Annotated in this window: 24 protein-coding genes; 16 read left to right on the forward strand and 8 right to left on the reverse strand. The window is 63.4% G+C overall.

Annotation, left to right across the window (positions count from 1 at the left end; all coding sequences use genetic code 11):
• Positions 1-3: 3 nt before the first annotated feature.
• The 4 genes from VGH98_19010 to VGH98_19025 form a co-directional block, all read right to left on the reverse strand.
• A complete protein-coding gene (locus VGH98_19010; GenBank protein ID HEY2378073.1) occupies positions 4-414 on the reverse strand; it encodes a hypothetical protein in 411 nt (136 codons plus the stop codon).
• A gap of 91 nt (positions 415-505) precedes the next feature.
• Positions 506-886 (reverse strand): VOC family protein, encoded by a 381-nt coding sequence (locus tag VGH98_19015; GenBank protein HEY2378074.1) that lies wholly within the window; start codon positions 884-886, stop codon positions 506-508.
• Between the two features lie 485 nt (positions 887-1,371).
• A complete protein-coding gene (locus VGH98_19020) occupies positions 1,372-2,106 on the reverse strand; it encodes a hypothetical protein (GenBank protein HEY2378075.1) in 735 nt (244 codons plus the stop codon).
• Positions 2,107-2,184: 78 nt separating this feature from the next.
• Positions 2,185-2,760, reverse strand: coding sequence for a DUF1579 family protein (locus tag VGH98_19025; GenBank protein HEY2378076.1), 576 nt, complete (start codon positions 2,758-2,760; stop codon positions 2,185-2,187).
• Between the two features lie 100 nt (positions 2,761-2,860).
• On the opposite strand from VGH98_19025, the gene VGH98_19030 reads away from it, so the two are divergent.
• Complete coding sequence (locus VGH98_19030; protein ID HEY2378077.1) at positions 2,861-5,269, forward strand: excinuclease ABC subunit UvrA; 2,409 nt, start codon at positions 2,861-2,863, stop codon at positions 5,267-5,269.
• Here VGH98_19030 and VGH98_19035 read toward each other — a convergent pair.
• Positions 5,261-6,532, reverse strand: coding sequence for an aminotransferase class V-fold PLP-dependent enzyme (locus tag VGH98_19035; GenBank protein HEY2378078.1), 1,272 nt, complete (start codon positions 6,530-6,532; stop codon positions 5,261-5,263). The two genes, VGH98_19030 and VGH98_19035, sit on opposite strands and share 9 nt — an antisense overlap.
• 46 nt (positions 6,533-6,578) lie before the next feature.
• A complete protein-coding gene (locus tag VGH98_19040) occupies positions 6,579-8,204 on the reverse strand; it encodes a hypothetical protein (protein HEY2378079.1) in 1,626 nt (541 codons plus the stop codon).
• A 208-nt stretch (positions 8,205-8,412) separates the two neighbouring features.
• Between VGH98_19040 and VGH98_19045 the strand changes: the two genes are divergently transcribed.
• The 5 genes from VGH98_19045 to VGH98_19065 are packed head-to-tail and all read left to right on the forward strand — an operon-like array spanning position 8,413 to position 14,652.
• Positions 8,413-9,183: a copper homeostasis protein CutC gene (locus VGH98_19045; protein ID HEY2378080.1), complete on the forward strand. Its 771-nt coding sequence runs from the start codon at positions 8,413-8,415 to the stop codon at positions 9,181-9,183.
• Between the two features lie 45 nt (positions 9,184-9,228).
• Entirely contained in the window at positions 9,229-10,050 is an 822-nt protein-coding gene (locus VGH98_19050; protein ID HEY2378081.1) for a hypothetical protein, read from the forward strand.
• Positions 10,051-10,099: 49 nt separating this feature from the next.
• Positions 10,100-12,271 carry a carboxypeptidase-like regulatory domain-containing protein gene (locus tag VGH98_19055; GenBank protein HEY2378082.1) on the forward strand — a complete coding sequence of 724 codons (2,172 nt, stop codon included), beginning with the start codon at positions 10,100-10,102 and terminating at the stop codon, positions 12,269-12,271.
• A gap of 9 nt (positions 12,272-12,280) precedes the next feature.
• On the forward strand, positions 12,281-12,868 hold the full coding sequence (locus VGH98_19060) for a dihydrofolate reductase family protein (GenBank protein HEY2378083.1): 588 nt from the start codon (positions 12,281-12,283) through the stop codon (positions 12,866-12,868).
• 35 nt (positions 12,869-12,903) lie between these two features.
• The gene (locus VGH98_19065; protein ID HEY2378084.1) at positions 12,904-14,652 is read left to right on the forward strand and encodes a M20/M25/M40 family metallo-hydrolase; all 1,749 of its coding nucleotides are present in this window, start codon (positions 12,904-12,906) and stop codon (positions 14,650-14,652) included.
• Between the two features lie 24 nt (positions 14,653-14,676).
• On the opposite strand, the gene VGH98_19070 is transcribed toward VGH98_19065, so the two are convergent.
• Positions 14,677-16,320 carry a hypothetical protein gene (locus VGH98_19070; protein HEY2378085.1) on the reverse strand — a complete coding sequence of 548 codons (1,644 nt, stop codon included), beginning with the start codon at positions 16,318-16,320 and terminating at the stop codon, positions 14,677-14,679.
• Between VGH98_19070 and VGH98_19075 the strand changes: the two genes are divergently transcribed.
• The 9 genes from VGH98_19075 (at position 16,319) to VGH98_19115 (ending at position 23,222) form a co-directional block, all read left to right on the forward strand.
• Positions 16,319-16,450, forward strand: a complete 132-nt coding sequence (locus tag VGH98_19075; GenBank protein HEY2378086.1) for a hypothetical protein — start codon at positions 16,319-16,321, stop codon at positions 16,448-16,450. The two genes, VGH98_19070 and VGH98_19075, sit on opposite strands and share 2 nt — an antisense overlap.
• A gap of 151 nt (positions 16,451-16,601) precedes the next feature.
• Positions 16,602-17,030 (forward strand): hypothetical protein, encoded by a 429-nt coding sequence (locus VGH98_19080; GenBank protein ID HEY2378087.1) that lies wholly within the window; start codon positions 16,602-16,604, stop codon positions 17,028-17,030.
• A gap of 57 nt (positions 17,031-17,087) precedes the next feature.
• Entirely contained in the window at positions 17,088-17,558 is a 471-nt protein-coding gene (locus VGH98_19085; GenBank protein ID HEY2378088.1) for a DUF1643 domain-containing protein, read from the forward strand.
• Positions 17,559-17,747: 189 nt separating this feature from the next.
• On the forward strand, positions 17,748-18,170 hold the full coding sequence (locus VGH98_19090; GenBank protein HEY2378089.1) for a cupin domain-containing protein: 423 nt from the start codon (positions 17,748-17,750) through the stop codon (positions 18,168-18,170).
• Positions 18,171-18,302: 132 nt separating this feature from the next.
• Entirely contained in the window at positions 18,303-19,892 is a 1,590-nt protein-coding gene (locus VGH98_19095) for a hypothetical protein (protein ID HEY2378090.1), read from the forward strand.
• A gap of 207 nt (positions 19,893-20,099) precedes the next feature.
• Positions 20,100-20,564: an ankyrin repeat domain-containing protein gene (locus VGH98_19100; protein ID HEY2378091.1), complete on the forward strand. Its 465-nt coding sequence runs from the start codon at positions 20,100-20,102 to the stop codon at positions 20,562-20,564.
• 137 nt (positions 20,565-20,701) lie between these two features.
• The gene (locus VGH98_19105) at positions 20,702-20,878 is read left to right on the forward strand and encodes a hypothetical protein (protein ID HEY2378092.1); all 177 of its coding nucleotides are present in this window, start codon (positions 20,702-20,704) and stop codon (positions 20,876-20,878) included.
• 53 nt (positions 20,879-20,931) lie between these two features.
• Positions 20,932-21,396 carry a hypothetical protein gene (locus tag VGH98_19110; GenBank protein ID HEY2378093.1) on the forward strand — a complete coding sequence of 155 codons (465 nt, stop codon included), beginning with the start codon at positions 20,932-20,934 and terminating at the stop codon, positions 21,394-21,396.
• Positions 21,393-23,222: an aldo/keto reductase gene (locus tag VGH98_19115; GenBank protein ID HEY2378094.1), complete on the forward strand. Its 1,830-nt coding sequence runs from the start codon at positions 21,393-21,395 to the stop codon at positions 23,220-23,222. Before VGH98_19110 ends, VGH98_19115 begins: the two co-directional genes overlap by 4 nt.
• Before the next feature lie 124 nt (positions 23,223-23,346).
• On the opposite strand, the gene VGH98_19120 is transcribed toward VGH98_19115, so the two are convergent.
• Positions 23,347-24,102: a PIG-L deacetylase family protein gene (locus VGH98_19120; protein HEY2378095.1), complete on the reverse strand. Its 756-nt coding sequence runs from the start codon at positions 24,100-24,102 to the stop codon at positions 23,347-23,349.
• Positions 24,103-24,264: 162 nt separating this feature from the next.
• On the opposite strand from VGH98_19120, the gene oxlT reads away from it, so the two are divergent.
• Positions 24,265-25,545, forward strand: coding sequence for an oxalate/formate MFS antiporter (gene oxlT / locus VGH98_19125; GenBank protein ID HEY2378096.1), 1,281 nt, complete (start codon positions 24,265-24,267; stop codon positions 25,543-25,545).

Genomic DNA, 25,545 nt, shown 5'->3' on the forward strand with positions numbered 1-25,545 from the left:
AACTCAAGCGTTGGGTATCTCTACTCCCACATCCGCCGGCGATTGAATCGCCCGCGCGCTCCGAAGTGCACGCACCGAGAGGATGACGCCAAAGGTCCCGGTCACGCCGAGTGCGTACAGGGTCCAAATGAAGAAGAAGGCTCCGGCGGACCTTTTGACGCCGACGCCCGCTCCTGTCATATGGATGACGGGCATGCCCACGGCCACGATCGATCCGAGGAGGACAATCACCTGGCCCGATCGCCGGTCGCTCAACAGCAGCGTTCCGCACAGATAGACGACGAGGATGGCGATGCCGAAGAGATTCGTGAGCCCTCCTGGCGCAAAACCCAGCACGATGTCCTCGGAAATGTGGAGCGACAACAAGAGGATTGAGAGGAGAGACGTCACGGTGAGCATGACGCTGGGTTTCATGTGATACCCGTCGTGTCGGTTTGCCGTGGGACTTCGTATGGGTTAGCCATACGAGAAAATCTCTTCCCGGTTTCGGAAGCCTCTTATGCAGTTACGCCGTGCTCTCGACAATGGCGAGGATGTTCCCCTCGGTGTCCTTGAACCATGCTGTCTTCGCGCCGCCTCCGGTCGCGATGCTGTCCTTCGTCCTGAGGCCCGGCATGTCGTACTCCTCGAATGTCACACCGCGCGCTTTCAGCTCGGCGACCTCGCGCGCGACATCATCGACTTCCCAGAATGCCTGGCTCGCGCGCGACGTCCCCGCGTTGGGAGTAGGGTACATGAAGCACGCCGTGCCGTTGCCGAAGTCGTAGTGCACGCCACCCGCGACCTCGTGGCCGCGCGTGAAGCCGAGTTTCTGCTCATAGAATTCGCGCGCCCGATGGAGATTCGTCACGGGGATATACGCATACATCGGGAATTTCTGCAGCATCGATGATTGCCTCACTGAAAGAAGTTCTTCGCGCTTTGATGTAGACGCCTAACGCCGATCTTCCTGTCCGCTGACCGAGGCACAGTCTCGGCGAGGCTGTCCCCGTGGTGAGAGAACTCTCCCGCGCTCCACCGAATCGCAATATGGCCCGCGCACGTCGGCGTCGGCTCCCCTGCCACCACGTCCGATCGCGGTCAGGCGCGGATTGGGGGTCCCTGCCGCGTGCTCGGCCTCGGGCGATGCCGCCGTACACCTTACATTGCAAGCGCGCGACATTAGACTGCAGGCGCTTCGGGAATGCGAGGCCGATCAGTCAGTGTTGTCAGCAGTTAAACAAAGGGGAAGCGATCCAGCTCGTAGCTTAGGATGCGTTGAAGCCACCGACCACGATGGAGCCGACGTGGACGCCGCAAGGCTTGTGTCGATGAGGCGGGACGTGGCCAATTGCGGCATCCGGCAAACAGAGACGTGGTCGACGCTCGCGTTCAATGGATCGTCGTCAGCCCGAGAATTCCTGACAGAATGTTGCTGAGGATCGAGGCCGAACCATTCGATAACGCACCGTACCGCAATCGGCTGCCGTACCCGTCGGAATAGCCGCGGCTGAAGCCTTGGCGGAAGTAGTAGTTGTAGTCGCTCTGCGCAATGTAGCTGCCGTTGTAGCCGTAATTGGCATCCTGATAGGCGAACGACCGCCGGTAGTTCGACGAGACTCCGTCGGAGCGATCGGCCTGACCCTGCTGATAGCCGACCCGGTATCCGTTATTGACGGCGGCGCGCAATGCGTCGGCTCCGTACTGATTCGTCTCGCGCGCTACGCCGTTGAAGCGGTAGCGGTAGGCAGGCGCCGCGGTTACGTACGGATCGTGTGCGTAGTCGCGCTGCCTCCGCAGTTGCTCCTGCTGTTGCTGCAATTCCTGCACGTAGCGTTCGTGCGCCTCGAGTTGCGCGCGCGTACGCTGCTGCGCCTGGATCTGCGCTGTTCGCGCCTGCGCCGCGCGCACCTGGGCGTCGAGCGACCGTTGATAATCCGTCTGACGCTTCTGCTCTTCGGCGATGCGCCGTTGCTGCTCCTGCGGCGACACTTGCCGTTGGGCGGGAGGATTGTGATGCTCGTCGTCGCGGTCTTTGCCGCGGTCTTTGCCGCGTCCCTGCGCGTTTGCGATCGTGCTGCCGAGCACCATCAGCGCTGCAACGGCTACGAGATCGTTGTACTTCATATAGGCAAGGCCTCGATTGCATGATGGAAAGGACGTACGGAGCCGATCATGCGAGGCATCGACCGTGCCGGGCGGCCTCTACTTCGGCCTCCTCGTGTACCGGATCTCCACTGCTTTCCACTCCGGCACCTTCCCGAAACTCAGAAAGCTGGTTGCGACCATCGAGTTCGCCGACGTCGGCTCGATGACCGTGCGCTGCGTCCACGTGTCGCCGGCCAGCTGGTACGACGCCTTCAGCTCGAAATGGCGCGCTTGCTCATCCCACGCGCCGGCTTCGGCAATCCGGCTGGTGTTCGTGCTGGCGATGCGTGTGGCTTCGTACTGATGAGTGCCGGTGTTGAACCCCGTCCATGCGAGCGTCGTGAACGGGGCACCGTTCAGCGCGCCCTCGATCTTCTCTTCGATGAACAGACCATCGAACAGAGGCCGGATCGTCGAAACGCCTTTGCTCACGACGGCGGGGCCGCCAGGCCGAAACCAGAACGTCAGCTCCACATCCCAGGTATCGCACATCGCAATGAGGCGCGCGTGCTCCGGGTCCGGACCGACCGACGTTCTCGTGGACCGCACCGATGCCTCGGCAACGGCGCCAGTGACGACGACAGCGCTCGCGATGACGAGGGCGCCGGTGACCAATCTGATGGTACGGCTCATTGTGGCTCTCGGGCTTGTGGGTTTCGAACGACGGTGCGTGAGTATGGCATCACGAGGCATCCGGCGACATCACCTGAATGGATGATTTTGGGGTCTCGTTATGGGAATTTCGACGATCGATGACATGATTGCGAACACTGCCTCTAGCCAGCACGCCGCGGACAGCCACGACCTGATCCGCGTCCAGGGCGCCCGCGAGAACAACCTGAAGGACGTCAGCATCGAGATTCCCAAGCGGCGGCTGACTGTGTTCACCGGCGTTTCGGGATCGGGCAAGTCGTCGCTGGTGTTCAGCACCATCGCGGCCGAGTCGCAGCGGCTGATCAACGAGACGTACAGCGCGTTCCTGCAGGGCTTCATGCCGACGCTGTCGCGTCCCGACGTCGACGTCCTCGAAGGCCTAACGACGGCGATCATCGTCGATCAGGAGCGAATGGGCGCGAACGCCCGCTCGACGGTCGGCACGGTGACCGACGCCAACGCGATGCTGCGCGTGTTGTGGAGCCGGATCGGCAAGCCACGCATCGGACCCGCGACCGCGTTCTCGTTCAACGTCCCAACGCGCAAGGCAAGCGGCGCGATGAACGTCGACAAGGGCAGGGGTGAACGCATCGTTGTTCGCGACATCGTCTACCTCGGCGGCATGTGCCCGCGATGCGAGGGGATGGGCTCCGTCAACGACATCGACCCGTCACAACTGTTCGATGATAAGAAGTCGCTCAACGAGGGCGCGCTCACGATCCCCGGCTACACCACGGACGGCTGGCAGGTACGCATCTTCGCAGCCGCGGGCCTCGACCCCGACAAACCAATTCGTAAATACACGAAGAAGGAGCGCGACGACTTTCTTTACAGCAAACCGAGAAAGGTCAAGCTCCAGAACATAAACCTCACTTACGAGGGACTGGTCCGGCGGATCCAGAAGTCGTTCCTGTCGAAGGACGTCGAGGCGATGCAGCCGCACATCCGTGCCTTTGTAGAACGCGCGGTCACCTTCACCACCTGTCCCGAGTGCGGCGGCACTCGGCTCAACGAGGCCGCGCGTTCGTCGAAGATCAAGAAGATCAGTATCGCCGACGCATGCGCGATGCAGATCAACGATCTCGCCGAGTGGGTGCATGGCTTGGACGAGCCGTCCGTCGCGCCGTTGCTGGCGACACTTTCGCATACGCTCGACTCCTTCGTGGAGATCGGGCTGGGCTACCTCAGCCTCGACCGGCCGTCCGGCACGATATCGGGCGGTGAGGCGCAGCGCACGAAGATGATCCGCCACCTCGGTTCGTCGCTTACCGACGTGACGTACGTCTTCGACGAGCCGACGATCGGGCTGCATCCGCACGACATCCAGCGGATGAACGATTTGTTGCTGCGGCTGCGCGACAAGGGCAACAGCGTCCTCGTGGTCGAACACAAACCGGAAGTCATCGCGATCGCCGATCATGTGATCGACCTCGGACCGGGCGCAGGCTCCGCCGGCGGCGAGGTCGTCTTCGAGGGCAACGTTGACAAGCTGCGCGCGAGCGGCACGCTCACCGGGCGACACCTGAATGACCGCGCGACGCTGAAGCAGTCAGTGCGAAAACCAACCGGCGCAATAAAAGTGCGCGGCGCCCGCACTCACAATTTGAAGAACGTCGACGTCGACATCCCGTTAGGCGTGCTGGTGGTGGTCACGGGCGTCGCTGGATCGGGCAAGAGCTCATTGATCCACGGCTCGGTGAGCGGCGGCGACGGAGTTGTGTCGGTCGACCAGACACCGATCCGTGGATCGCGGCGCAGTAACCCGGCGACGTACACCGATCTGCTCGAGCCAATCCGCAAGGCGTTCGCGAAGGCGAACGGAGTGAAGCCGGCGCTGTTCAGCGCCAACTCCGAGGGCGCCTGTCAAACCTGCAACGGCGCCGGGGTGATCTACGTCGACCTCGGGATGATGGCTGGTGTGACTACCGTTTGCGAGGAGTGCGAGGGTCGGCGTTTTCTTGCATCTGTTCTCGAATACCGGCTTGGTGATCTCAATATCGCCGAGGTGCTCGACCTCGCGGTCGATGACGCGTTAGGCTTTTTTGGCAACGGTGACGCGCGGACGCCAGCCGCGCAGGTTATCCTCGAGCGTATGGCCGACGTCGGACTCGGTTACCTGCGACTTGGTCAACCGCTCACCACGCTCTCGGGTGGCGAGCGCCAGCGGCTCAAGCTCGCGACGCACATGGGTGCGGAGGGCGGCGTCTACGTGCTCGACGAGTTGACCACCGGTTTGCACCTGGCGGACATCGAGCAGTTGCTCGCGCTCCTCGATCGGCTCGTCGACTCCGGCAAATCGGTCATCGTGATAGAGCATCACCAGGCGGTGATGGCGCACGCCGACTGGATCATCGACCTCGGACCGGGCGCGGGCCACGATGGCGGGCGGATCGTGTTCGAGGGCACGCCCGCTGACCTGGTGGCGGCGAGATCGACGCTGACCGGCGAGCACCTGGCGGCATTCGTTGGGCGAAGCAGATCACGCTAGTGCCTCCAGCAGGCGGTCGACGTCGTCCATGTCGTTGTAGATCGACGGCGACACGCGCATCCAGTTGTCGGCGACTCGTACGTCGACGCGCGCTCTGGCGAGCTTGTCAGGCACGTCACTCGCCGCGAGTCCCTTGCGCGCAAACGTAATGATGCTCGCTGTGGATCCCGGTGGTGTGACGCACGTGAAACCGCGCCGCGGGACTTCGGCTCGGAGTTTCTGGATCATCGGCTTGCGATACGCCTGGATGTTGGCGACGCCGAGCTCTTTCACGTAGGCGAGTGAAGCGGCGAGACCCGCGCCGAGGGCACCGCCGATGGAGCCCGTCTCGAAGTGGCCGGTCGCATCGTGCTTGAACGTCCACGACACGGGTTCGGACTCGCCCGCGATGTCGAACGGCGGCTCGTGACCGGTCATGTCCGCGGCCTGATAGTAGCCGATCTGCGGACGTCGGATTCGCTCGAGCAGATCGTCGCGCGCATAGAGAAAGCCAAGCCCATAGTCTGCCATGAGCCACTTGAAGCTGGAGCACGCGGCGAAATCGACACCGCTCGCTTTTACGTCGAACGGCTCCGCTCCTGCAGTGTGAATGATGTCCGCGTAGACATAAGCGCCATGCGAATGCGCGAGCTCGCAGACCGCTTTGAGGTCGTGCTGGAAGCCGTTGTACATTGCGGTGGACGACAGCTCGACGAGCTTCGTCTTGCGGTCGATCACACGCGCGAGATCGTCGATATTGATGCGAAAATCGGTCGTCGGTTTCACGATGCGGACATCGAGTCCGCCGCGCTTCAGCTCGAGGAGATGAACGAGCGCGCCGTCGAAGTGAAGCCAGTCGCTGACGACATTGAAGTCAGTCGGCCGATCGAGTCCGAGCGCGCTGACAACGAGATTCTCGCCCGCACTGGTGCTGGGAACGTACGCGATCTCGGATGTCTTCGCGTTGATCAGTTCCGCGAAGAGCGTTTTGGCATTGAAGCCTTCACCCGAGCCGCCACCGGATCCGGGCCGTGGCATCGCGAACTTGTTGCGTTGCGCGAGATACGCGCGCGCGGCGTCGGCGGCTGGCCGAGGGATCGGATGCGTGTACGCGGCGTTGAGGTACGTGAAACCGTCCGCAAGGTCGAAGTCCTGCTTTCGGGGCAGACCGGCGTTAGGCGTCACCGTAATTCCCAGAGCAGACGCTGGGCGAAGCTTCGCGAATGCCAGCGACGCGGCCATGCCGCTCACTTCTTTGAGAAGCTCACGACGATCGAGTGTCATAGCGAGGCCAATTGTATCCAACGAGAGAGGAAGAGGGTGAAGTCGCCTAACGACTAGGAGCATGTTGTCGCTGCTGTTCCGCCTCCGCCAACCATTTCGCCATCTTCTCGTCCTTGGCGGCGTACAGCGCCCAACCCCGCGCGGTACTGTTCCAGCGATAGTCCTCGATGGTCAGGTCGATGCCGCGGTCGATGAGAAATTGCATCGACTCGTAGTTCGCGGGATTCTCGCCAGTCCCGACCTGTCCGACCAACTCGTGCAGGATGCTCGCCGGCTCGTGGGAGCCCCATCTGGTGTTGATGTCCGCGCCGTGCGCGAGCAGAAAGTCCGCGACGTCGAAGTGGCGGTTGATGACGGACCAGGCGAGCGCCGTGTCGAGAATCGACTGGGTACGCGACGCGCTCCACTGGTAGTCGATCGCGGTGTGCGTGTTGTAGGGAAAGTGATTGTCGAGATTGCCCAGCGCCGGCGCGCCTGACTCGTCGAACCAATGCTTCACGCGCGCGATGTTTCCCATGGCTGCCGCGTGTGGCAGGTCGTCGGGCAGTGGCCAGATGCGCGTGAGGAGCGGAATGAGGTGCAGCTTCGCGTATGTGACGGCGAACTCGATTGCTCCAGACGGAGGCGGCGGCCGGCGCCGTCGTAAGGCGGGATCGAGATCGAGCAAAGCAACGATGAATTCGGCGCGATCCCGTATCGTGGCCCGCTCTATCAACCCCGCCTGAAACGGCACGTGCGCTTCGCCAAGCAGCCACGGTTCGCGTTGCAACCAACTGACGAACGCCGTCAGGTCGCCATCCTGCAGCGCGCGCGTGACCTGATCCATGAGAAAGGCCTGCCACGGGCCGCTCGGTGTGGCGTGCATGAAGGCGAGCGTTCGATTTCCAATGAGGTACCTGACGAAGGCGGAGCGCCCCACGCTTCCATCGACGTGTTTTCCGAGCGCGGGATCGAGTGCGATGGCTCGGTCGAGCAGAACGGAGGCGGCCGCTTCGTGCCCGAAGTGGCACGCGGTCATGAACCCCTCATTGACGACTGCGAGATCGTTCCCGTTCTCGTCGAGCGAGGCGTGAACCGCGTCGAGATCGCCTAACGCTGAGAAGAATCTGAGCGTTTGCGGCAGCAAGCCTCTCCGCCGAAACAATTGCAATAGTCCCCTGGCGCGCGATTCGACGAGTCCGTCGGGCACCGACGACGTCACGACCGCGCCGGCGTCGATCAGCAGCTCGGCGCACGCCGGCCGCGTAAAGGTCTGTTCTCTCTCCGGATCGAAGGCGTCGCCGTAGGCGCCCGTGGCGATTCCCAGCAGGCCACCGCTGCTATCCGAGTCGTCGCCAGTCCAGGAAAGCAACGCCGGGTACTCAGCCAACAATTGCTTCAAGTGCTCGACGTCGTTGTCGTGAATCGCGCGTCGCGCCTGTGTTACTGCCCACTCCAAGCCGTTGCCGAGGCGTTTGTTCACTTCAGCGGTGAGATCTTGCCAGCCGGCGTAGCCGTACTCACGCGCGATGATTAGTTGCGCATTGCGCTGCGTCAACGTCAGATCGACGTTAGGCAGCTGCTCGCGCGCACGTGCGACGGCAGCGGCGTCGCCGGCGGCGATGTCGCGCGTGAGTTTCTTTGCCTGCTTTCGGAGGGACTCGAGCGACGGGCGAGCGGGAAGCGACTTCATGGCGACCTCCTTTCATGAATCGCCTGTTCCCCGCTGAGGCCAGGCTGAAAGAAGGTGCGAACGCACGCGACTTTGGACCTAATCAGGTGGGAGTATTCCCTTGCCGCGGGTAGGTGGCGCCCTGTAGCGCTCTGCCAGCAGTATCAAGGGAGAGCGCTTCGATGTCAACCGCGGCGAGGTCTCCGGCGCCCGAGCTTATCTTGAGCGCATGACGTCCCCGTCCGTTCTCGTCGAGGCCTGTGTCGACTCCGTCGCGTCGTCGCTCGCGGCCGAGCGCGGCGGAGCACGACGGCTGGAGCTGTGCGATGCGCTCTTCGACGGCGGGACGACGCCGAGTGCCGGGATGATTGCCGCTTGCAAGGAAACGGTGTCGATCCCGGTCGTCGTGATGATCCGTCCGCGCGGCGGCGGCTTCGTCTACTCCGACGCGGAGCGCGACGTGATGCGACGGGACGTCGTCGTCGCCCGTGAGCTCGGCGCCGATGGCGTGGTGATCGGCGGCCTCCATCGCGACGGCACCGTTGATCTCGCGCTCGTGCGGCTCCTCGTGGAGGCGGCGCAGGAGCTGCCGGTGACCTTCCACCGCGCGTTCGACCTCACACCCAGTTTGGCGGAGTCGCTGGCTTCGCTCGCCGACGCCGGCATTGAGCGTGTACTCACCGCCGGTGGCGCGTCGACGGCCGCGGAGGGCGCGACGGCACTCGCCGATCTGGTCCGCCGGGCAGGGTCGCGGATCGTCGTGATGGCGGGCGGAGGCGTCCGGGAGGAGAATGTGCGTACTCTGGTCGAGACCTCCGGCGTGCGCGAAGTTCACGTGCGGCTCACTCGCCGGCGGCACGGCGGAGAAGTACCGTCTCGAAATGGACTGCGCGTGCGCAAGCCTTTACCCGAAGACGAGGCAGCCTGGGAAGAAACGGACGAGCAGCGCGTGCGAAGCTTCGTCAGAAGCGCCGCCGCCATATCGGGTCGCGGCGCCTAACGAGCCGAGTCATCGAAGAACGAGAAGAGCACCGGAGAGCGGGCAATGCGCATCGCAAGCTGGGGGCATGCTTTTTTTGCTGCGACGCTGATGGCGCTTGGAATCATCGGCCTGGTCCAACGCGACTTTCCGCCGACATGGACGGGCGTGCCCGCGAGTCTGCCCCTTCGTGAGCTACTGCTCTATCTCTGCGCTCTCGTGTCTCTGGTGACTGGCGTCGGCCTGCTCCTTCGGCGCACGGCTGTCGTCGCCGCCCGCGTGCTGCTCATCTATCTTCTGCTCTGGCTGCTGTTGTTCAGGATCTCGTACATCTTCGTCGCTCCAACTTCGACGGATGTGTGGTGGGCCTGCGGCGACACCGCACTGATGGCTGCCGCCGCCTGGGTGCTCTACGCGTGGTTCGCGGCCGACCGGGAAGGGACAGGTCTCCGTTTCGCTACCGGCGACAGTGGCCTGCGCATCGCGAGGGTGCTTTACGGTTTGGCTTTGATCCCATTCGGCGTTGCCCATTTCACGTATCTCGAGCACACCGCCGAGCTGGTGCCCGGCTGGCTGCCGTGGCATTTGGGTTGGGCGTACTTCACCGGCGGCGCGTTCATCGCAGCGGGCGTCGCGATACTCACCGGCGTCTACGCTCGGCTCGCAGCCGTCCTCTCGGCGTGGGAGCTTGGCCTGTTCACGCTGCTGGTGTGGGTACCAGTCGTCGCGGCGGGCCCCAACGCATCTCAATGGACCGAGTTCGTCAACTCCTGGGCGTTGACCGCGGGCGCGTGGGTGGTAGCAGATTCCTACCGCGGCACGCCCTGGCTTGCCGCGGAGTGGCGCTGGCGCCGATTGGACAATGAGAGATTGCTCGCTCGCAACTAAACGTTAGACGTTAGGCAACAACGTGAAGGGTCCCTGACGGGAGGTCGCAATGCGCACGCAGAACCTACTCGTGGTCACGGCAATACTCATCGTGGGCCTTGGTTCTGTCGCGGGCCTCGCTCGCTCAGTCGACGCGGCCGACGCTGCGCGACAACAAGCCGGCGCGAACGACATCACCGGCACGGTCTCGGGCCCACGCGGCCCGGAAGCTGGCGTGTGGGTGATCGCCGAAACGAACGAGCTCCCCACGAAGTTCGTGCGGATCGTCGTCACCGACGATCGCGGACGCTATCTCATCCCGGACTTGCCTGCAGCCACCTACGATGTGTGGGTGCGTGGCTACGGTCTCGTCGATTCACCAAAGTCTAAATCGACGATTGGAAGGACACTCGACCTCAAAGCCATACCGGCGCCTAACGCGCGCGCCGCGGCGGCGTACTACCCAGCCGGGTACTGGCTGTCGATGCTCCGCGTACCGGAGAAAAGCGAGTTCCCCGGTACTGGCCCGGAAGGCAATGGCATCGCGGCTAACGTGAAATCGCAGGACGATTGGATTCGCACGATCAAATCCGGTGGCTGTACAGCGTGCCATCAGCTCGGCACCAGAGGCACGCGGATCGTTCCCGAGGAGTACCGGAAGCTGGGCTCGAGCTTCGCGGCGTGGGAGCGTCGCGTGCAGTCGGGTCAGGCCGGCACGCAGATGCTCGGCACGATCGACAATCTTGGCCACACGCGCGCGCTGCAATTGTTCGCGGATTGGACCGACCGTATCGCCGCGGGCGAAGTGCCAGCGACGGCACCGCGTCGTCCACAAGGAATCGAACGAAATGTCGTGATCACCGAATGGGATTGGGCGGATCCGAAGTCGTACCTGCACGACGTGGTGTCGACCGATCGCCGCGATCCCACCGTGAACGCGAATGGCTTGATGTACGGCTCGCTGGAGCTGAGCTCCGATTATCTGCCGGTGCTCGATCCAATACACAACACGGTGAGTCGCGTGCCACTCACCGTGCGCGATCCCGCGACACAGCCGGCGACGGGACCGAATCACGGCGCGCCATCGGTCTACTGGGGCACGGAAACGATCTGGACGAGCAAGAACAACGTCCACAATCCGATGATGGACGAGACCGGGCGCGTGTGGATCACGTCCACCGTGCGCCCGGCGGACAATCCGGCGTTCTGCAAAGCGGGATCGACGCATCCATCGGCGAGGCTCTTTCCGCTCAATCGCTCCGGGCGGCAGCTCGCGATGTACGATCCGAAGATGAAGAAGCTGACGCACATCAGCACATGCTTCAGCACGCACCATCTGATGTTCGCCGAGGACTCGAATCGCACGTTGTGGACGAGCGGCGGCGGACCAGTCGTGGGCTGGCTCGACACCAAGCTGTTCGACGCCACGGGCGACGAGGAGAAATCGCAGGGATGGACGGCACTCATCCTCGACACGAATGGCGACGGCAAGCGCGGTGAGTACACGGAGCCCAATCAGCCGATCGACCCGACCAAGGATCATCGGATCAACGCCGGCTTCTACGCGGTCGCGCCGGCGCCGGACGGATCGATCTGGGGATCGACGTTAGGCTATCCTGGTGGGATTATCCGTCTCGTACCCGGAAGTCACCCTCCCGAGACGGCTTTAGTAGAGTATTACGAGCCGCCGTATCACAGCGCCGATCCGTCCAAGCGTGGCTTCTCGCCACGCGGAATGGACATCGACCGAAACGGCGTCGCGTGGGTCGCGCTCGCGAGTGGCCACATGGCGAGCTTCGATCGACGGAAGTGCAAGGCCCCGCTCAACGGACCAACGGCGACGGGCCAACATTGCCCGGAAGGCTGGACGCTCTATCCGGAACCGCTGCCGCAGTTAGCGAATGTGAAAGAATCGGGGAGCGCCGAGGCGAGCTACTACACATGGGTCGACCAGCAGGACGTGCTCGGCCTCGGAAAGAACACGCCGATCAACACCGGCAACGCGTCCGAGGGCCTGTTGGCGCTCAAGGATGGGCAGTGGGTGATCTTGCGCGTGCCGTATCCGACGGGTTTCTACACAAAATGGATGGATGGTCGTATCGACGACGCGAACGCCGGATGGAAGGGGCGCGGATTGTGGGCGACGGTCAGCACGCGCGCACCATTTCACATGGAGACTGGCAAAGGAACGACGAGCAAGGTGCTTCACTTCCAGCTGCGGCCGAGTCCTCTTGCTCGCTGACGTCGGAAAATGATTCCGAACACTGACTCTTGCATAACCATCCATATGGTGGCGAGCCTCGACGGCTTCATCGCCCGAAAGGACGGGAGCGTCGGCTGGCTCGAGACAGCAGACGAATTCGTGGGCGGGAAGACGATGGACCCGGGTGTCATCGCAGCGTTCCTCGAGACGATCGACTGCTATGTGATGGGAGCGCGGACATATGAAACCGCGTTGGGTTTCGAGGCCAAAGGGTTCGGGTGGTCGTATGGCAACAAGCCTACGTTCGTCCTGACTCACCACGAGTTGCCGCGGACTCGGCAAACCGTCGAGTTCTATTCCGGCGATCTCGCGCTTTTCGTCAACGAGCGCTTGCGACCTGCGTTCCGAAGTATCTGGTTTGTCGGAGGCGGTTGCGTCGCTGGGGAATGCCTTCGCCTCGGGCTCGCCGATGAAGTTCGTTATTCGATCGTGCCGATCCTGATTGGTGATGGCCTCCCTTTCTTCGAGAAGCTCGACGGAGACATCGCCCTCCACATGGCCGAGGTCACAGCCTATGTGAACGGCATGATCGAGCTTCGTTACGAAGTGCGAAAGACGCTCGCGAAGACGAGTTGATTGCAAGGGGAGACGCGACCATTCTCATTTATCGTATGCTCAACATCGCACAGTACCGCCTGACTCCCGTCGCCGTCCGGATGCTGATGCTCCTTCTCGTCGCGCCCGCGTCGGTACTCGCTCAAGCAGCCACGGAGCAACCGGCGGCGGTGGTGCCGCTACCGGCGACGCGGCTCCCGCGCACGCATCAGCCGCGACCGACGAGCGCCGCGATCTCCGCCGGCGACCTGATGACCCGCCTCTACATCTTCGCCGACGATTCGATGCAGGGACGCGAGGCCGGGACCATCGGGAGCGTGAAGGCGACGGCGTACATCGCCGGCGAGTTGAAGCGAATGGGGCTCGAGCCCGCGGGCGACAGCGGGACCTACTTCCAGGTGCTGCCATTCAAGATGCGCTCGGTCGATACGAATTCCGTAATCACCGTCGGTGACGTTAGGCTCCCGTTCGGACACGAATGGGGCTCGGCGCCGCCGACGGACATCGTCTTGCACGATCAACCGATCGTCTACGGCGGCGTGCTCGGCGACTCGAGCTTCATTCCACTGGACTCGCTCAAGGGCAAAGTCGTCGTCGCTCGCCTGTCGCCGACGAACATTCAGGGCGGGCTGCGCGTCATCGGCGAGGTCGCGTCGAAAAGCGCCGGCGTCATCGTCGTGGGGCCGGCGCAGTTTCTTTCCTTCTTCACGCAGCCGCAGCAGTACCTCGACGAGCCCGGCGCGTCGTCGGGCCCGCTCGGCTCCATGATCTACGTATCCGACAGCGCCGCGGCGCGTCTCTTCGAGACGCCGTTAGGCACGCTTGCTGTCGGCGGCGCGGGAAAGCCGGTTGGCATCGAGATCCACGTGCGAACGGAGCCGACCCCCTACGCCGCTCGCAATGTCGTCGCCATTCTGCCGGGGAGCGATCCGAAGCTGCGCGGCGAATACGTCGCGATCGGCGCGCACACCGATCACATCGGCTTCAATCACACACCGGTCGACCACGACTCGATCCGCATCTACAACCACACCGTCAGGCCGGGCGGCGCCGAGCAGCAGGGAGCGCGCGCAACACCGGAGCAGCAAGTCGAGGTGAACAAGGAGCTCGCCGCGTGGCGCGCGGCGCATCCGGGCGAGACACGGATCGATTCGATCTACAACGGCGCGGACGACGACGGCAGCGGCACAGTGACCGTGCTCGAGATCGCGGAAAAGATGGCGTCACTCCGGCCGGCGCCGAAGCGGTCGATGCTGTTCGTGTTTCACGTCGGCGAGGAGAAGGGCCTCCTCGGGTCGAAGTATTTCACCGATCATCCGACAGTGCCGCGCGACTCGATCGACGCGCAGCTCAACATGGACATGGTCGGCCGTGGCGATGCGTGGGACCAGACTGGCGTCGACAAGACCGGCAAGCCGTTGCACGGCGGTCCGCGTTCGTTGATGCTCGTCGGATCGCGGCGTCTCTCGACGGAGCTCGGCGATCTCGTCGAGCGGGTGAACACCGAGGGGAAGCATGGCCTCGCGTTCGACTACTCATTCGACGCGAATGGTCATCCGGAGAACGTCTATTGTCGGAGCGATCATTACGAGTACGCTCGCTACGGCATTCCGATCGTGTTCTTCACGACGGGCGTACACTCGGACTATCACCAGGTGACGGACGAGCCGGAGTACATCGATTACGATCACATGTCGCGCATCGCGTCGTTCATCGAGGACGTCGCGCTTCACGTCGCGAGTCTCGATCATCGAATCGTGGTCGATCACGCAAAGCCGGACCCGCGCGGCTCGTGTCAACAATGAGACGCTGCGGAAATCGTTGCTGACTTATCGCAGCCCGTAGACGACGACCTGATTCGAGAACGTAGGCAGATACACGTGGCCGTTGGCGATCGTCGGCGACGCGAATTTGGCGTAGTAGCCGGCGCCGTCACGGGCGAGATTCTGCTGATTGTTCCAGAGCTGCTTCGTGACGTCGTTCGCGTCGAATGCCCGCAGAATACCAGTGCTCACCGCATGCGCGGCGTCGCCACCGGACGCGTATGATGCCCAGAGGATACCCGTGCCGTCCTTGCTTCCGTTGGATGACACCGACAGCACCGCTCCGTTCTGTCCTGTCGGTCCGCCCACGTTGAACAGAGTCTGGCCGCTCTGATTCAGCTGGTTGCTACTGCGGTCGAATGGGATAGCACGCAACGCATCATTCTCGGACCACACATAGACGAATTCCTTGGTGGAACCTTTGTAGTACGCGGGCTGACAGTGCATGTTCGCATTCGCGCTCAACGAGATGACTTGCTGCACCCGGTTGCCTGACGACTGGTAGCCGCCCATGTCATCCTTGTTCAACAAGTAGAGAGTGCCGTTCTTGTCGCCCGTGAAGAAGTAACTCGAATTGGGAATCAGCATCGCACCTGGGCCACCGTAATCCAGGTCGTTGTCGTTGAGGTATTGGTAATTGTTGGGGGTGAAGTAGCTTGCGACGTGCAACGTCGCTCCGGTCGGCGTCAGTTTCAGGGCGCTCTCGCCGCGATCCTGCAGGCTCGTCGGATCACCGTTGTTCCCTACGGTGCCGTTTCCGACGACCACGAACAGGTTGCCCTGCGCGTCAGCGGCCATGCCGACTCCGCTCTCCCACAGGCCTCCGGCGCTTCCGTCGGGCGTCGCGTTGTAGACGATTCGCTGTTGTAGCGTGGCGGCGTCGTATCCCAGGATCCATCCGTGATACGGTCCCCAATCGCAGTGAGATGAAAACGTGACATACACGACGCCGTCGAGCAGCGTTAGGCCCTGGCGCTGGTTCTGGCGTTGAGCATCGAATGCGATCACGCCGTTGACGCTGCCATCGCCATTGCCGCCGTAGGTGGCACTGATTGCGACGGGGCTACCAGGCAATTCATTTCCGCTGACGATGTCGACGGCGTGGAGGTGTTGCACGAACGTGCTGTCGGCGGTGCTGCGCGCAACGAAATAAATGGCGTGTCTCGCCGCGTCGATCACTGGCGTGCCGACGATTCCGAGATTGCCGCTGAAATCCGCGTACGTCCCACCACACGCTCCGCTCAGGTCGGTATTCTTGGTCGGCCGCATGCCGGGCGCCGTGAAGCTTTTTCGCCAGTACAGTTGTCCGTTGTCCCCGTCATAGGCGTACAGCGTATTACTGACCGTGGCGATGTAGGCCACGTTGTGCGCGCCGTTGCCGATGCTGACGTTGCCGACGACCAACGGCTGGGCATACACCTGGTCGTCCACGGCGAGCCCGAACACTCTGCCGAAGTGCTGCGCGTCCACATTGCTCGTCGTCAACAGCGTTTCGTTGCTGTTCCACCCCGTCCGGGTGTTGTCGTTATGCTGCGTGAGCACCGAGACAGATTGGGGATTCGACGTGCTGCTGTCGTTCGCGCGATCGGTGATTGCGCTCTTGCAGGCAACCACCCAGGCGACGGCGACAAGCACAGTGCGTTTGTCCATGAGCGCGCTCAGAGGCCTCGGTGAAATCGCGACGCAGACGTGCACGCTGATGGTCGCGCTGACGATCAGTTTGCGCCGGGACGATAATAAGCGAACCGGGCTGCGGGGCGGCAAGGGGCCGCCGGCGTGAGTCGACTGGTACCGATGGGCCAATATGAACTCGACGACACCGAGCGAAGATTCGAAAGGCGAGCCGCTCGAGGTGCCGAATGTTCGCTGCTGCCCATATTAGAAAGTTTTCATCGATCATCGCGCTAGCTGCCTGTGCCGGAGCCTTTGCCATGGCAAGCGCGCAGGAGCAGCAGCCGGTGCCGGTCAAGACGCAGCCGGCCCGATCGCGCTCGGCTCCGTATAAAGACCCGGAGCTCGCGACCGTGGTCGGCGTTCTCGTGCCGGGTGGCGGGCAGCTCTATGCCGGGCGGTACGGGAAGGGGCTCGGACTCTTTGCCGCGAGCGCGGTCGGCGTCGCCCTCGCGCTCGACTCCAGGCACAGCAACCGGTGCAGCGTCGGCATCTCGTGCAGCAGCGACGCGCTCAAGGCCGGCGGGATCGTGATCGCGGCGCTGGGCTGGGGCTTCGGTTGGGCGACGGCGGCCCGCGACGCGCGTAAGCAGAATTCGCAAATGCTCAACAACGCCAGGTCGTGGGTGCCATTCCTCGAGCGGCGGGATGGACGGTTGCTGGCGGGCCTCGCTCTGGCAACACGATAGCGCAAGGGTTCGACCATAGATTGCTTCTTGGCGAGGTAGGGCGAGACCAAGGAGCCAGTGAAGCGATCAGCGGTGATCTCGGCGAATGGCCAGTATCGTTATGCGCTGCGCCGAGTGTGGGCCCCGGCGAAAGGAAGTGTCCTGTTCATCGGGCTCAACCCGTCGACGGCCGATCATCGCGTCGACGACCCAACGATTCGCCGCTGCGTGCAGTTCGCGCGGACGTGGGGGTTTGGCCGGCTTGCGGTGGCGAATCTCTTCGCGTTGCGAACATCCTCGCCGCGCGGACTTCGTCGCGTGAACGATCCCGTCGGTCCGCGCAATGATCGCTGGCTACGTCAGCTGATCGACGACGCCGCGGTAGTCGTCGCGGCGTGGGGCAACGGCGGCGCATATCTCGAGCGAGATCGAATGGTGCTCGGGATGATCCGCCGGCCGCGATGCCTAGGCATCAGCAAGCGCGGATTCCCACGGCATCCACTTTACATCCGCTCGACCACAGCGCTGATCGACCTTTCCGAGGCCTAACGTCTTGCGCAATTGATGTTCATCGCCGAATCCGACGACAGCGACGAGCCGCCATACCACGTACGCGATGAAGAAGACGTCCTCGCGGAGGGCGCTCACCGTGTTGCGCAGTTGGCGCATGCGGTTCTTATTTGACGCGCCCGCACCGACGTCGCGACCCAAAACACCACAATTGGAGCGGAAGGGTCGATGCGCCTAACGCGAGTGACACACGTTGCGATTGCTGTTCTCCTGTTCTGCTCGAGCCGATTGAGTTCCGCGCAGGCGGCAACGCAGGGCGTCGTACGACCGCATGAGGTCCTCAAACAGGTCGTGACGGGGATGCCGCGGGACTCGGCGCAGGAAATTCGCGTGATCACCGCGATCTTTCAGGCGGGCGACAAAACCGTGTTCCACACGCATCGGCAGCCCGTCACGGTTTATGTCCTCGAGGGCACGTTCACGCTGGAGATGGAGGGACGGAAGCCAGCCACGGTCCGAGCCGGCGAGGCGTTCGTCGAACCGCCGAACGTTCGCATGACGGGTCACGACTACAGCGCGACGGGGCGGACGCGGGTCGTTGTTTTTTACGTCAGCGAGCCGCGTGCGCCGTTCCTCGACCCGATTTCCTAGCCCGCCTGCAGTGTCCGGACAGCCGGTCTGCGCCTAGCCGTCGACGACTCGCCTAACGGCAACTGGCCCTCAACGTTTGTGGGCCCTTACGCGATATTCATAGGCAAGTCCCACACAACGGAGAAACTGAACATGCACAGACGCATCGTCCCGCTCTGTGCAGCGCTGTCGCTTGTGGCCGCCGCGAGTGTCGCGGCCCAGCGGCCTGTGCTGCCAGGAGAACGGGGGCGCGCGGGAGCCGTCGAGAATCCCCGCGAAGACTCGACCGGCATTCCCGCGATCGAGAAGGTATCGACGACGACTCACAACGTCACCGTCGGCGGCCAGGCGTTCGCCTATACGACGAACGCCGGCACGATGGTGATCCGGGATGACGAAGGCCGCCCGAAGGGCACCGTCTTCTACGTCGCTTACACGCGTGACAAGGAGGACGCCGCGCGCCGTCCGGTGACCTTCTTCTTCAATGGCGGACCGGGCTCGGCGTCGATCTGGCTGGACATGGGCCTCATGGCGCCGCGGCATCCGGAGATGGGCCCGAATGGCGCGCAGCCCGCGCCGCCATACGACCTCGTCGACAATCCGTACTCGCCGCTCGACGTCACCGACCTCGTCCAGGTCGACGCGATGATGACTGGTTATTCACGACCCGGCCCGGGCGTGAAGGTGGCGGATTTCACGGGCGCGACGAACGACATCAAGATGTTCGGCCAGTTCATCCGGAACTACCTCGACAAGTACAACCGCTGGGCGTCACCGAAGTACCTCTTCGGCGAGAGCTACGGGACCTTCCGGTCGGCGGGCCTCGCGTCCGAGTTGCAGAGCGGCGAAGGGATCGAGCTCAACGGCATCATGCTCCTTGGCACTGTGCTCGATTTCCAGAACATCCTGACGTCGCCATCGAACGACCTATCGTATGAGTGCTTCCTCCCGACGTACACGGCGACGGCGTGGTATCACAAGAAGCTTCCAGCCGATCTCCAGCGCCTGAGCCTCGACCAGGCGGTTCAGCAAGCTCGAACGTACGCTTTCGGGGATTACATGGCTGCGCTCGCGAAGGGGAACACCCTGTCGCAGGCCGAGCGAAACACGGTGGCGCAGCAGGTCTCGCGGCTCACGGGCGTTTCGCTTCAGTATGTTCTCAACACGAACCTGCGCGTCGACCCCGGCACCTTCCGGACCGAGTTGATGCGCGGCTCGCGCGAGACGGTGGGCCGATACGACAGCCGCATGATCGGTCTCAACGGTAACGCGGCGAGCCAGCGCCAGGATTACGACCCGTCGGACGTGGCGCCCTCCGGTGCGTTCATGTCGGCGTTCATGCGCTATCTGCACGGCGAGCTCGGATACACCAGCGATTTGCAGTACTACATGGGTGGGCACGCCGGACGGTGGGACTATTCGTCGCTGATTGGACCGGGCAATCTCGGCGGCGGCTATCCGAGCGAGACCGAGTCGCTCCGCGAGGCGATGGCGAAGAATCCGTATCTGCGCGTGATGGTCGGCGCTGGGTACTACGATATGGCGACGCCGTTTGCGAACGCGGAATACACGTTCAATCATCTCGGGTACGATCAGACGTATCGCGACCGTGTGGAGTTCAAGTACTACGAGAGCGGCCACATGGCGTACCTGAATCAGGATTCGGCGAAGCAGCTCAAAGCGGACATCGCCAACTTCATCAGGACGACGGCGCATCCAACCACGACGGTGAGCTCGAGGTAGCGTTTCGCGTCGTACAAATTCGGTGAATGAGGATACGCTCCGGTGCCGCGTGGTAGTGCGCAGTATCGGAGCGCTTCTTACGCCCGATCGGGCTGGCTCGATTGAGCCCTCATGGACCTGGGGAGCGTCGCTGCGAGCACCGCGAGGCTGGGCAGGAGTTTGTGCATGTTATAAACTGTAGCTGGAAGCCGCGGAGCGCGAGGACGTATGAATCGAACGCTGGCATCCATTAGTGCAATCCAACGCGGCGACGTCGCAGAGGTGCGCGCACTCCTTGCCGCACATCCAGAGCTCGCCACTGCGCGCGACGACACTGGCGCGACGGGTCTGCACTACGCTGCGTTCAATGCGAATCGCGAGATCATCGACGCGCTCATCGCCGCCGGCGGAGACGTGAACGCTCGCGACGCACGACACGGCGCAACGCCAGCTGGCTGGGCCGTCCACTTCATGCGCGAGCGCGGCGGCTTGCTCGCGATCGAGATCGAGGATGTCCGCTTCGCGATCGAGCGAGGGGATGTCGACTGGGTCGATCGACTCGTGACGCGTCATCCGGCATTGCTCGACGCCGTTGACCGTGAGGGCAAGCCGCTGCGCCAACATGCGGAGGAAAGCTCCAGTCCCCGGATCCGACAGATCTTTGACGTTCGTGCGATTGCGCGCGATGCGTAACGGCGAGCGCGCATCTCGCTGTCGTTTCTGCTCGATCTCGTCATCTCCACTTTTCTCCTCGCATACCTGTTCGGCCGCAAGCCGCTTGGTCGAGTGCGAGTCATTTCTCATTGCGCCGTCGTTTTGCTCCTTGGACTATGTGTGATATTCCCGCGGTGAACGAGAGCCTGGGCGGCGAAGCCGAGCGCCTCTGGCACACGGCGCACGAAGCCATCATCATGATTGGTAGCATGCTGCTCGCGATATCGTCGGTGATGCCGCTGCTCGTGCTCGAGCGGCGCGCAGCGCAGGTGTTGGCGGTTCGCGCGGCCTGAGGCCGCGGAAGGCGGACTCGGTGCAAGCATGAAGGCCCTAACGCGGGAGACATATGCCTGATCGCGCGACACCGGAAACGCGCGGCGCCATCGTCGACGGGACCGACGCTGTCGTCGCCACGCTCTCGGCGCGACTCGACGCGCTCCTTGCATCGTGGCAACTCGCGATCGATTCGAAACGCAAGGCGCCCGTTGGTACGGACAAGGTGAGGACCCCGACTGAGGTGCTCGCGGAGCTCGAGCGCGATCTCGCCGATCTCGAGCGACGTTGCGCGGACCAGCGACAGGCCTCCGAAGTCGAGACACAAGCCGCGGGCGATTGGGAACGTCGCGCGATGTCAGCCGTGCAGGATGGCCGCGACGATGTGGCGCGTGAGGCGCTCAATCAGCTCCGGAATCACCTGGACACCGCGAAACAGCTTGCAACCGAAGCGAGCGAGTTGGAAGTGCTGCGTGACTCCTATCGAAATGCGGTGAAAGCCGTTCGAGTGACAAGCGTCGGCGCCGCCACGGCGTGAGTCGGCCGACCGCGAGTCGGGCAATCGGCCTCGGCTGCATGCGTCTCTCGACGCGCGCCGATCGCGACGATGAGCGCTCGATCCAAGTCATTCGCGCCGCGCTCGACGCCGGTGCGACGTTACTCGACACGGCCGACGCCTATTGCCTCGACAACGACGACATCGGCCATAACGAGCGTCTCATCGCGCGGGCGCTCGATGGATGGAAGGACGCCCGCGCGCGCATCACCGTCGCGACGAAGGGTGGCATGCGCCGGCCGACTGGCGCCTGGATCCCCGATGGACGCGCCAAGCATCTTCGCGACGCTTGTCAGGCCAGTCGCCGCGCACTTGACGTAGACGCGATCGATCTCTACCAATTGCACGCCGTCGATCCGAAGACCGCGATCGAGACGAGTGTTCGGGCACTCGCGCGGCTGCGGGAGGAGGGCAAGATCCGCGACGTTGGTCTCTGCAACGTCACCGTGAGTCAGATTCGGGCGGCGCAGGCAATCGTACCGATCGCGTCGGTCCAGGTGAGCCTCTCGCCGCTCGACGATGACAACCTGCGTAATGGCGTGGCTGAGTACTGTCGCGACGCAGGCATCCGGTTGATCGCGTATCGGCCGCTCGGCGGCGACCGCGTTAGGCAGCTCGGGCGCGATGTGGTTCTGTCCCGCATCGCGGCCAAACGCGGCGTCACCGCCGAGGATGTCGTTCTCGCGTGGTTGATGAGCTTTGGCGAAGGCGTGGTGCCCATTCCCGGCGCGACGCGCGTCGAGACGGCAGCAGCGCTCGCGGGCGCTCTCTCGATCGAGTTGGACGATGAGGACCGCGCCGCGCTCGATGCACGCTTTGCCGGGCGCCTTCTCCGCGTGCCCCGCTCGAAGCGCCGGCCTAACGCGAATACCAGTGCCGATGTCGTGCTCGTGATGGGCATGCCGGGTGCCGGCAAGACGGACGTGGCTTGCGCGCTCGAATCGCACGGCTACGCGCGCCTCAATCGCGACACCGTTGGCGGATCGCTCGGGGATCTCGTACCGCAGCTCGACGAACTGCTCGGCGCCGGCCAGCGACGCGTCGTGCTCGACAACACGTACCCGACGCGCAGATCGCGCAACGAGATCATCGAGGCAGCATGGGAGCGCAGCGCGCTCGTACGATGCATCTGGCTGACGACCGACGTCGCGAACGCGCAGATCAACTGCATTCACCGCATGCTCGACGTACACGGATCACTGCCAACACCAGAAGAAATCCGTGAACGCGGCAAGCGCGACACGCGCTATCTGCTCCCCGACGCACAGTTCCGTTACGAGCGAATCCTCGAACCGCCGTCGACGGACGAGGGATTCGAATCGGTCGAGGTCCGGGAGTTTGTCCGCGCGCCAAGTCACGCTCGTGAACGCGCGATCATTCTCGATTTCGACGACTTCGTGGCGCGCGACACGCCGGCGTTGGCCGCGGCCGATGTCGTGCTCGATGAAAGCCGGCGTCAAAGGCTGATCCGACAACGTGAGGAGGGCTGGCGGCTCTTCGTCCACGCCTGGCGACCGCAAATCGTGCGCAATGAGACAACGCTAACCGCGGCCGACGGTTGCTTTGCGCGCCTTCGCGAACTGCTCGGTGACGTCGATATCGCCTATTGTGCGCATGACGCTGGTCCGCCGATCTGTTGGTGCCGAAAGCCGATCCCTGGCTCGGTGCTCGAGTTTGCACGGCGCCGAGACATCGCGCTCACGCGTTCGATCGTTGTCGGAAGGTCGACCGCGGACCGCACGATGGCAGAACGCATTGGCGCTCGCTTCGAGCCGGCGGCATCCTTCTTCGGATCTTTGGTCGTATAGCGCAGCACGTCGCGCGTCCCGACTTTCATTGATTCCGAAACGTGCCGAAGACGTCGCGTTGATCTTCGGCATTCGCGTGTGGCCGGGAATCGGTGGTCCTGCCCGCTGCTTGATGATTAGACGATCATAAGCCCGGCAGCTCGCCGCCCTGCCGATCGCGATTGAGGTGCACGAATGCTTCGGCGGCTGCCACGCCGATCTCGCGCCCCCGCCACTGCGCCATGATCTCGTGATGCTCGCGCCAGATGCCCTTGCCGTCCTGGCTCACGTGCGCGAACAGCGCCGACTTCTTCTGCTCGATGACCGGCGTGATATCCACGTACACGTTAGGCAGAAAGCCCTCCGTCTGGCTGCCGCTATTCACCTCGAAGAAGTACAGTGACGGCGCGGGGCGCATCGTCATCCAGGCGCGGATCGTGAGCATACTCGCAACCTGGTGATCCATGTGCGTGTCGACGGGCCAGTGGGTGAGCATGATGTCGGGCTTGTGCGACGCGAGCAATCTCGTCATCGCGTCGACGTGGACGTGCGTGGCCTCCGTCGCGCCGTCGATCTGACCGACGAACACCGGCGTCGCGCCGATGATCTTGCAGGCCGCCTCGCACTCCGCAGTGCGGATTCGCGCCGCCTCGTCGAGCGACTTGCCGGGGATCCCTCGTTCGCCACGCGTCAAGTAGACGACGACCACATTGTGACCGGCGGTCGCGTAACGCACGAGCGACCCACCGCAGCCGGACTCCGGGTCGTCCGGATGCCCGCCGACACAGACCACCGTGAGGCGCGCGGCAGTCGAATCGGATCGTCCTGAGGTCAGCGGCAGTGCGCCGGCCGCGGCAAGCGACTGCTTGACGAACGTTCGACGCGAGAGGTCGGTCTCCATGTTTTGAGCTCGCTGCGTATGGTTCCGTGATAGGAGAATGCTTTCCTGGAACATCCGACAGGGTGGGCGACGACAAGTCGATCAAATTGCTGCGGCTGTCCTCGCCAGACCCCGTCCCGCGTAGTAAGCTTGGCCCGCCCAGACCTTCGGACAGCCAAGCCCATGACCGAAGCAGCTTCGGTTTCCGCAGAAAAAGCCGTCTCGATTCGCCTCGGACGCTGGTGGCAGTTGAGCCTCGGCGTGATCTGCATGTCGATGATCGCCAACCTGCAGTACGGGTGGACGCTCTTCGTGAATCCGATTCACGATACACGCGGTTGGAGTCTCTCGGCGATTCAGGTCGCGTTCACGGTCTTCGTTCTCGTCGAGACGTGGCTGGTCCCGATCGAGGGCTATCTCGTCGACAAAGTGGGACCGCGCTTCGTCGGCGTCGCTGCGGGAATTCTCGTCGCGCTGTCGTGGGTGATCAACTCCGTTGCCGGCTCGCTGGCGATGCTCTACCTCGGTGCGATCGTTGGCGGGATCGGGGCTGGTGCGGTGTACGGCGCGTGCGTCGGCAATGCGCTCAAGTGGTTCCCCGATCGGCGCGGACTTGCCGCGGGGATCACGGCGATGGGATTCGGCGCCGGCTCGGCGTTCACGGTGTTCCCGATTGCAAACATGATCAAGTCGCAGGGCTACGAGGCGACCTTCTTCAAGTTCGGCATCGCGCAGGGCGCGGTCGTTTTTCTAGTGAGCTGGCTGCTGCGCGCGCCCGACGCGTCGTTTGCGGCAACGCGCGCGACGCCTTTACGGGGCTCGACCGCCGTTCGCACGCACGAGTACACGCCCATCGAGATGCTGCGCACCGCGCCGTTCTGGGTCATGTTCGTCATGTTCGTGCTCACGGCGGCGGGAGGGCTCATCGCGACCGCGCAGCTCACGCCGATCGCGAAAGACTTTGGCGTCGCCGATTCGCCGGTCTCGCTCGTCGGCATCACCTTGCTCGCGCTTCCCTTCGCGTTGTCGATGAATCGGGTGCTGAATGGTGTGAGTCGCCCGTTTTTCGGATGGGTATCGGATCAGCTCGGGCGTGAGCACACGATGCTGGTCGCTTTCACACTCGAGGGCGCGGCGATCCTGCTGCTCAGCAAGTTCGGCGGCAATCCGATGTGGTTTGTCCTGCTCACGGCGTTAGTGTTCTTCGCATATGGTGAGATCTACAGTCTCTTTCCCGCGATCTGCGGCGACGCGTACGGGCGGAAATTCGCATCTGCTAATGCGGGGTTGCTCTATGTGGCCAAGGGCGTCGCGTCGCTCGTGGTGCCGGTGAGCAGCGTGATCGGCGCTTCGGCAGCAGGATGGCATGGCGTATTTCTCGTCGCCGCGTTCATGAACTTCGCGGCGGCACTGTTGGCGATCTTCGTGCTTCAGCCGCTGCGCCGGCGCGAGACCAAGGCGTGA

This window comes from Gemmatimonadaceae bacterium (genome assembly GCA_036496605.1).
Taxonomy (GTDB): domain Bacteria; phylum Gemmatimonadota; class Gemmatimonadetes; order Gemmatimonadales; family Gemmatimonadaceae; genus AG2.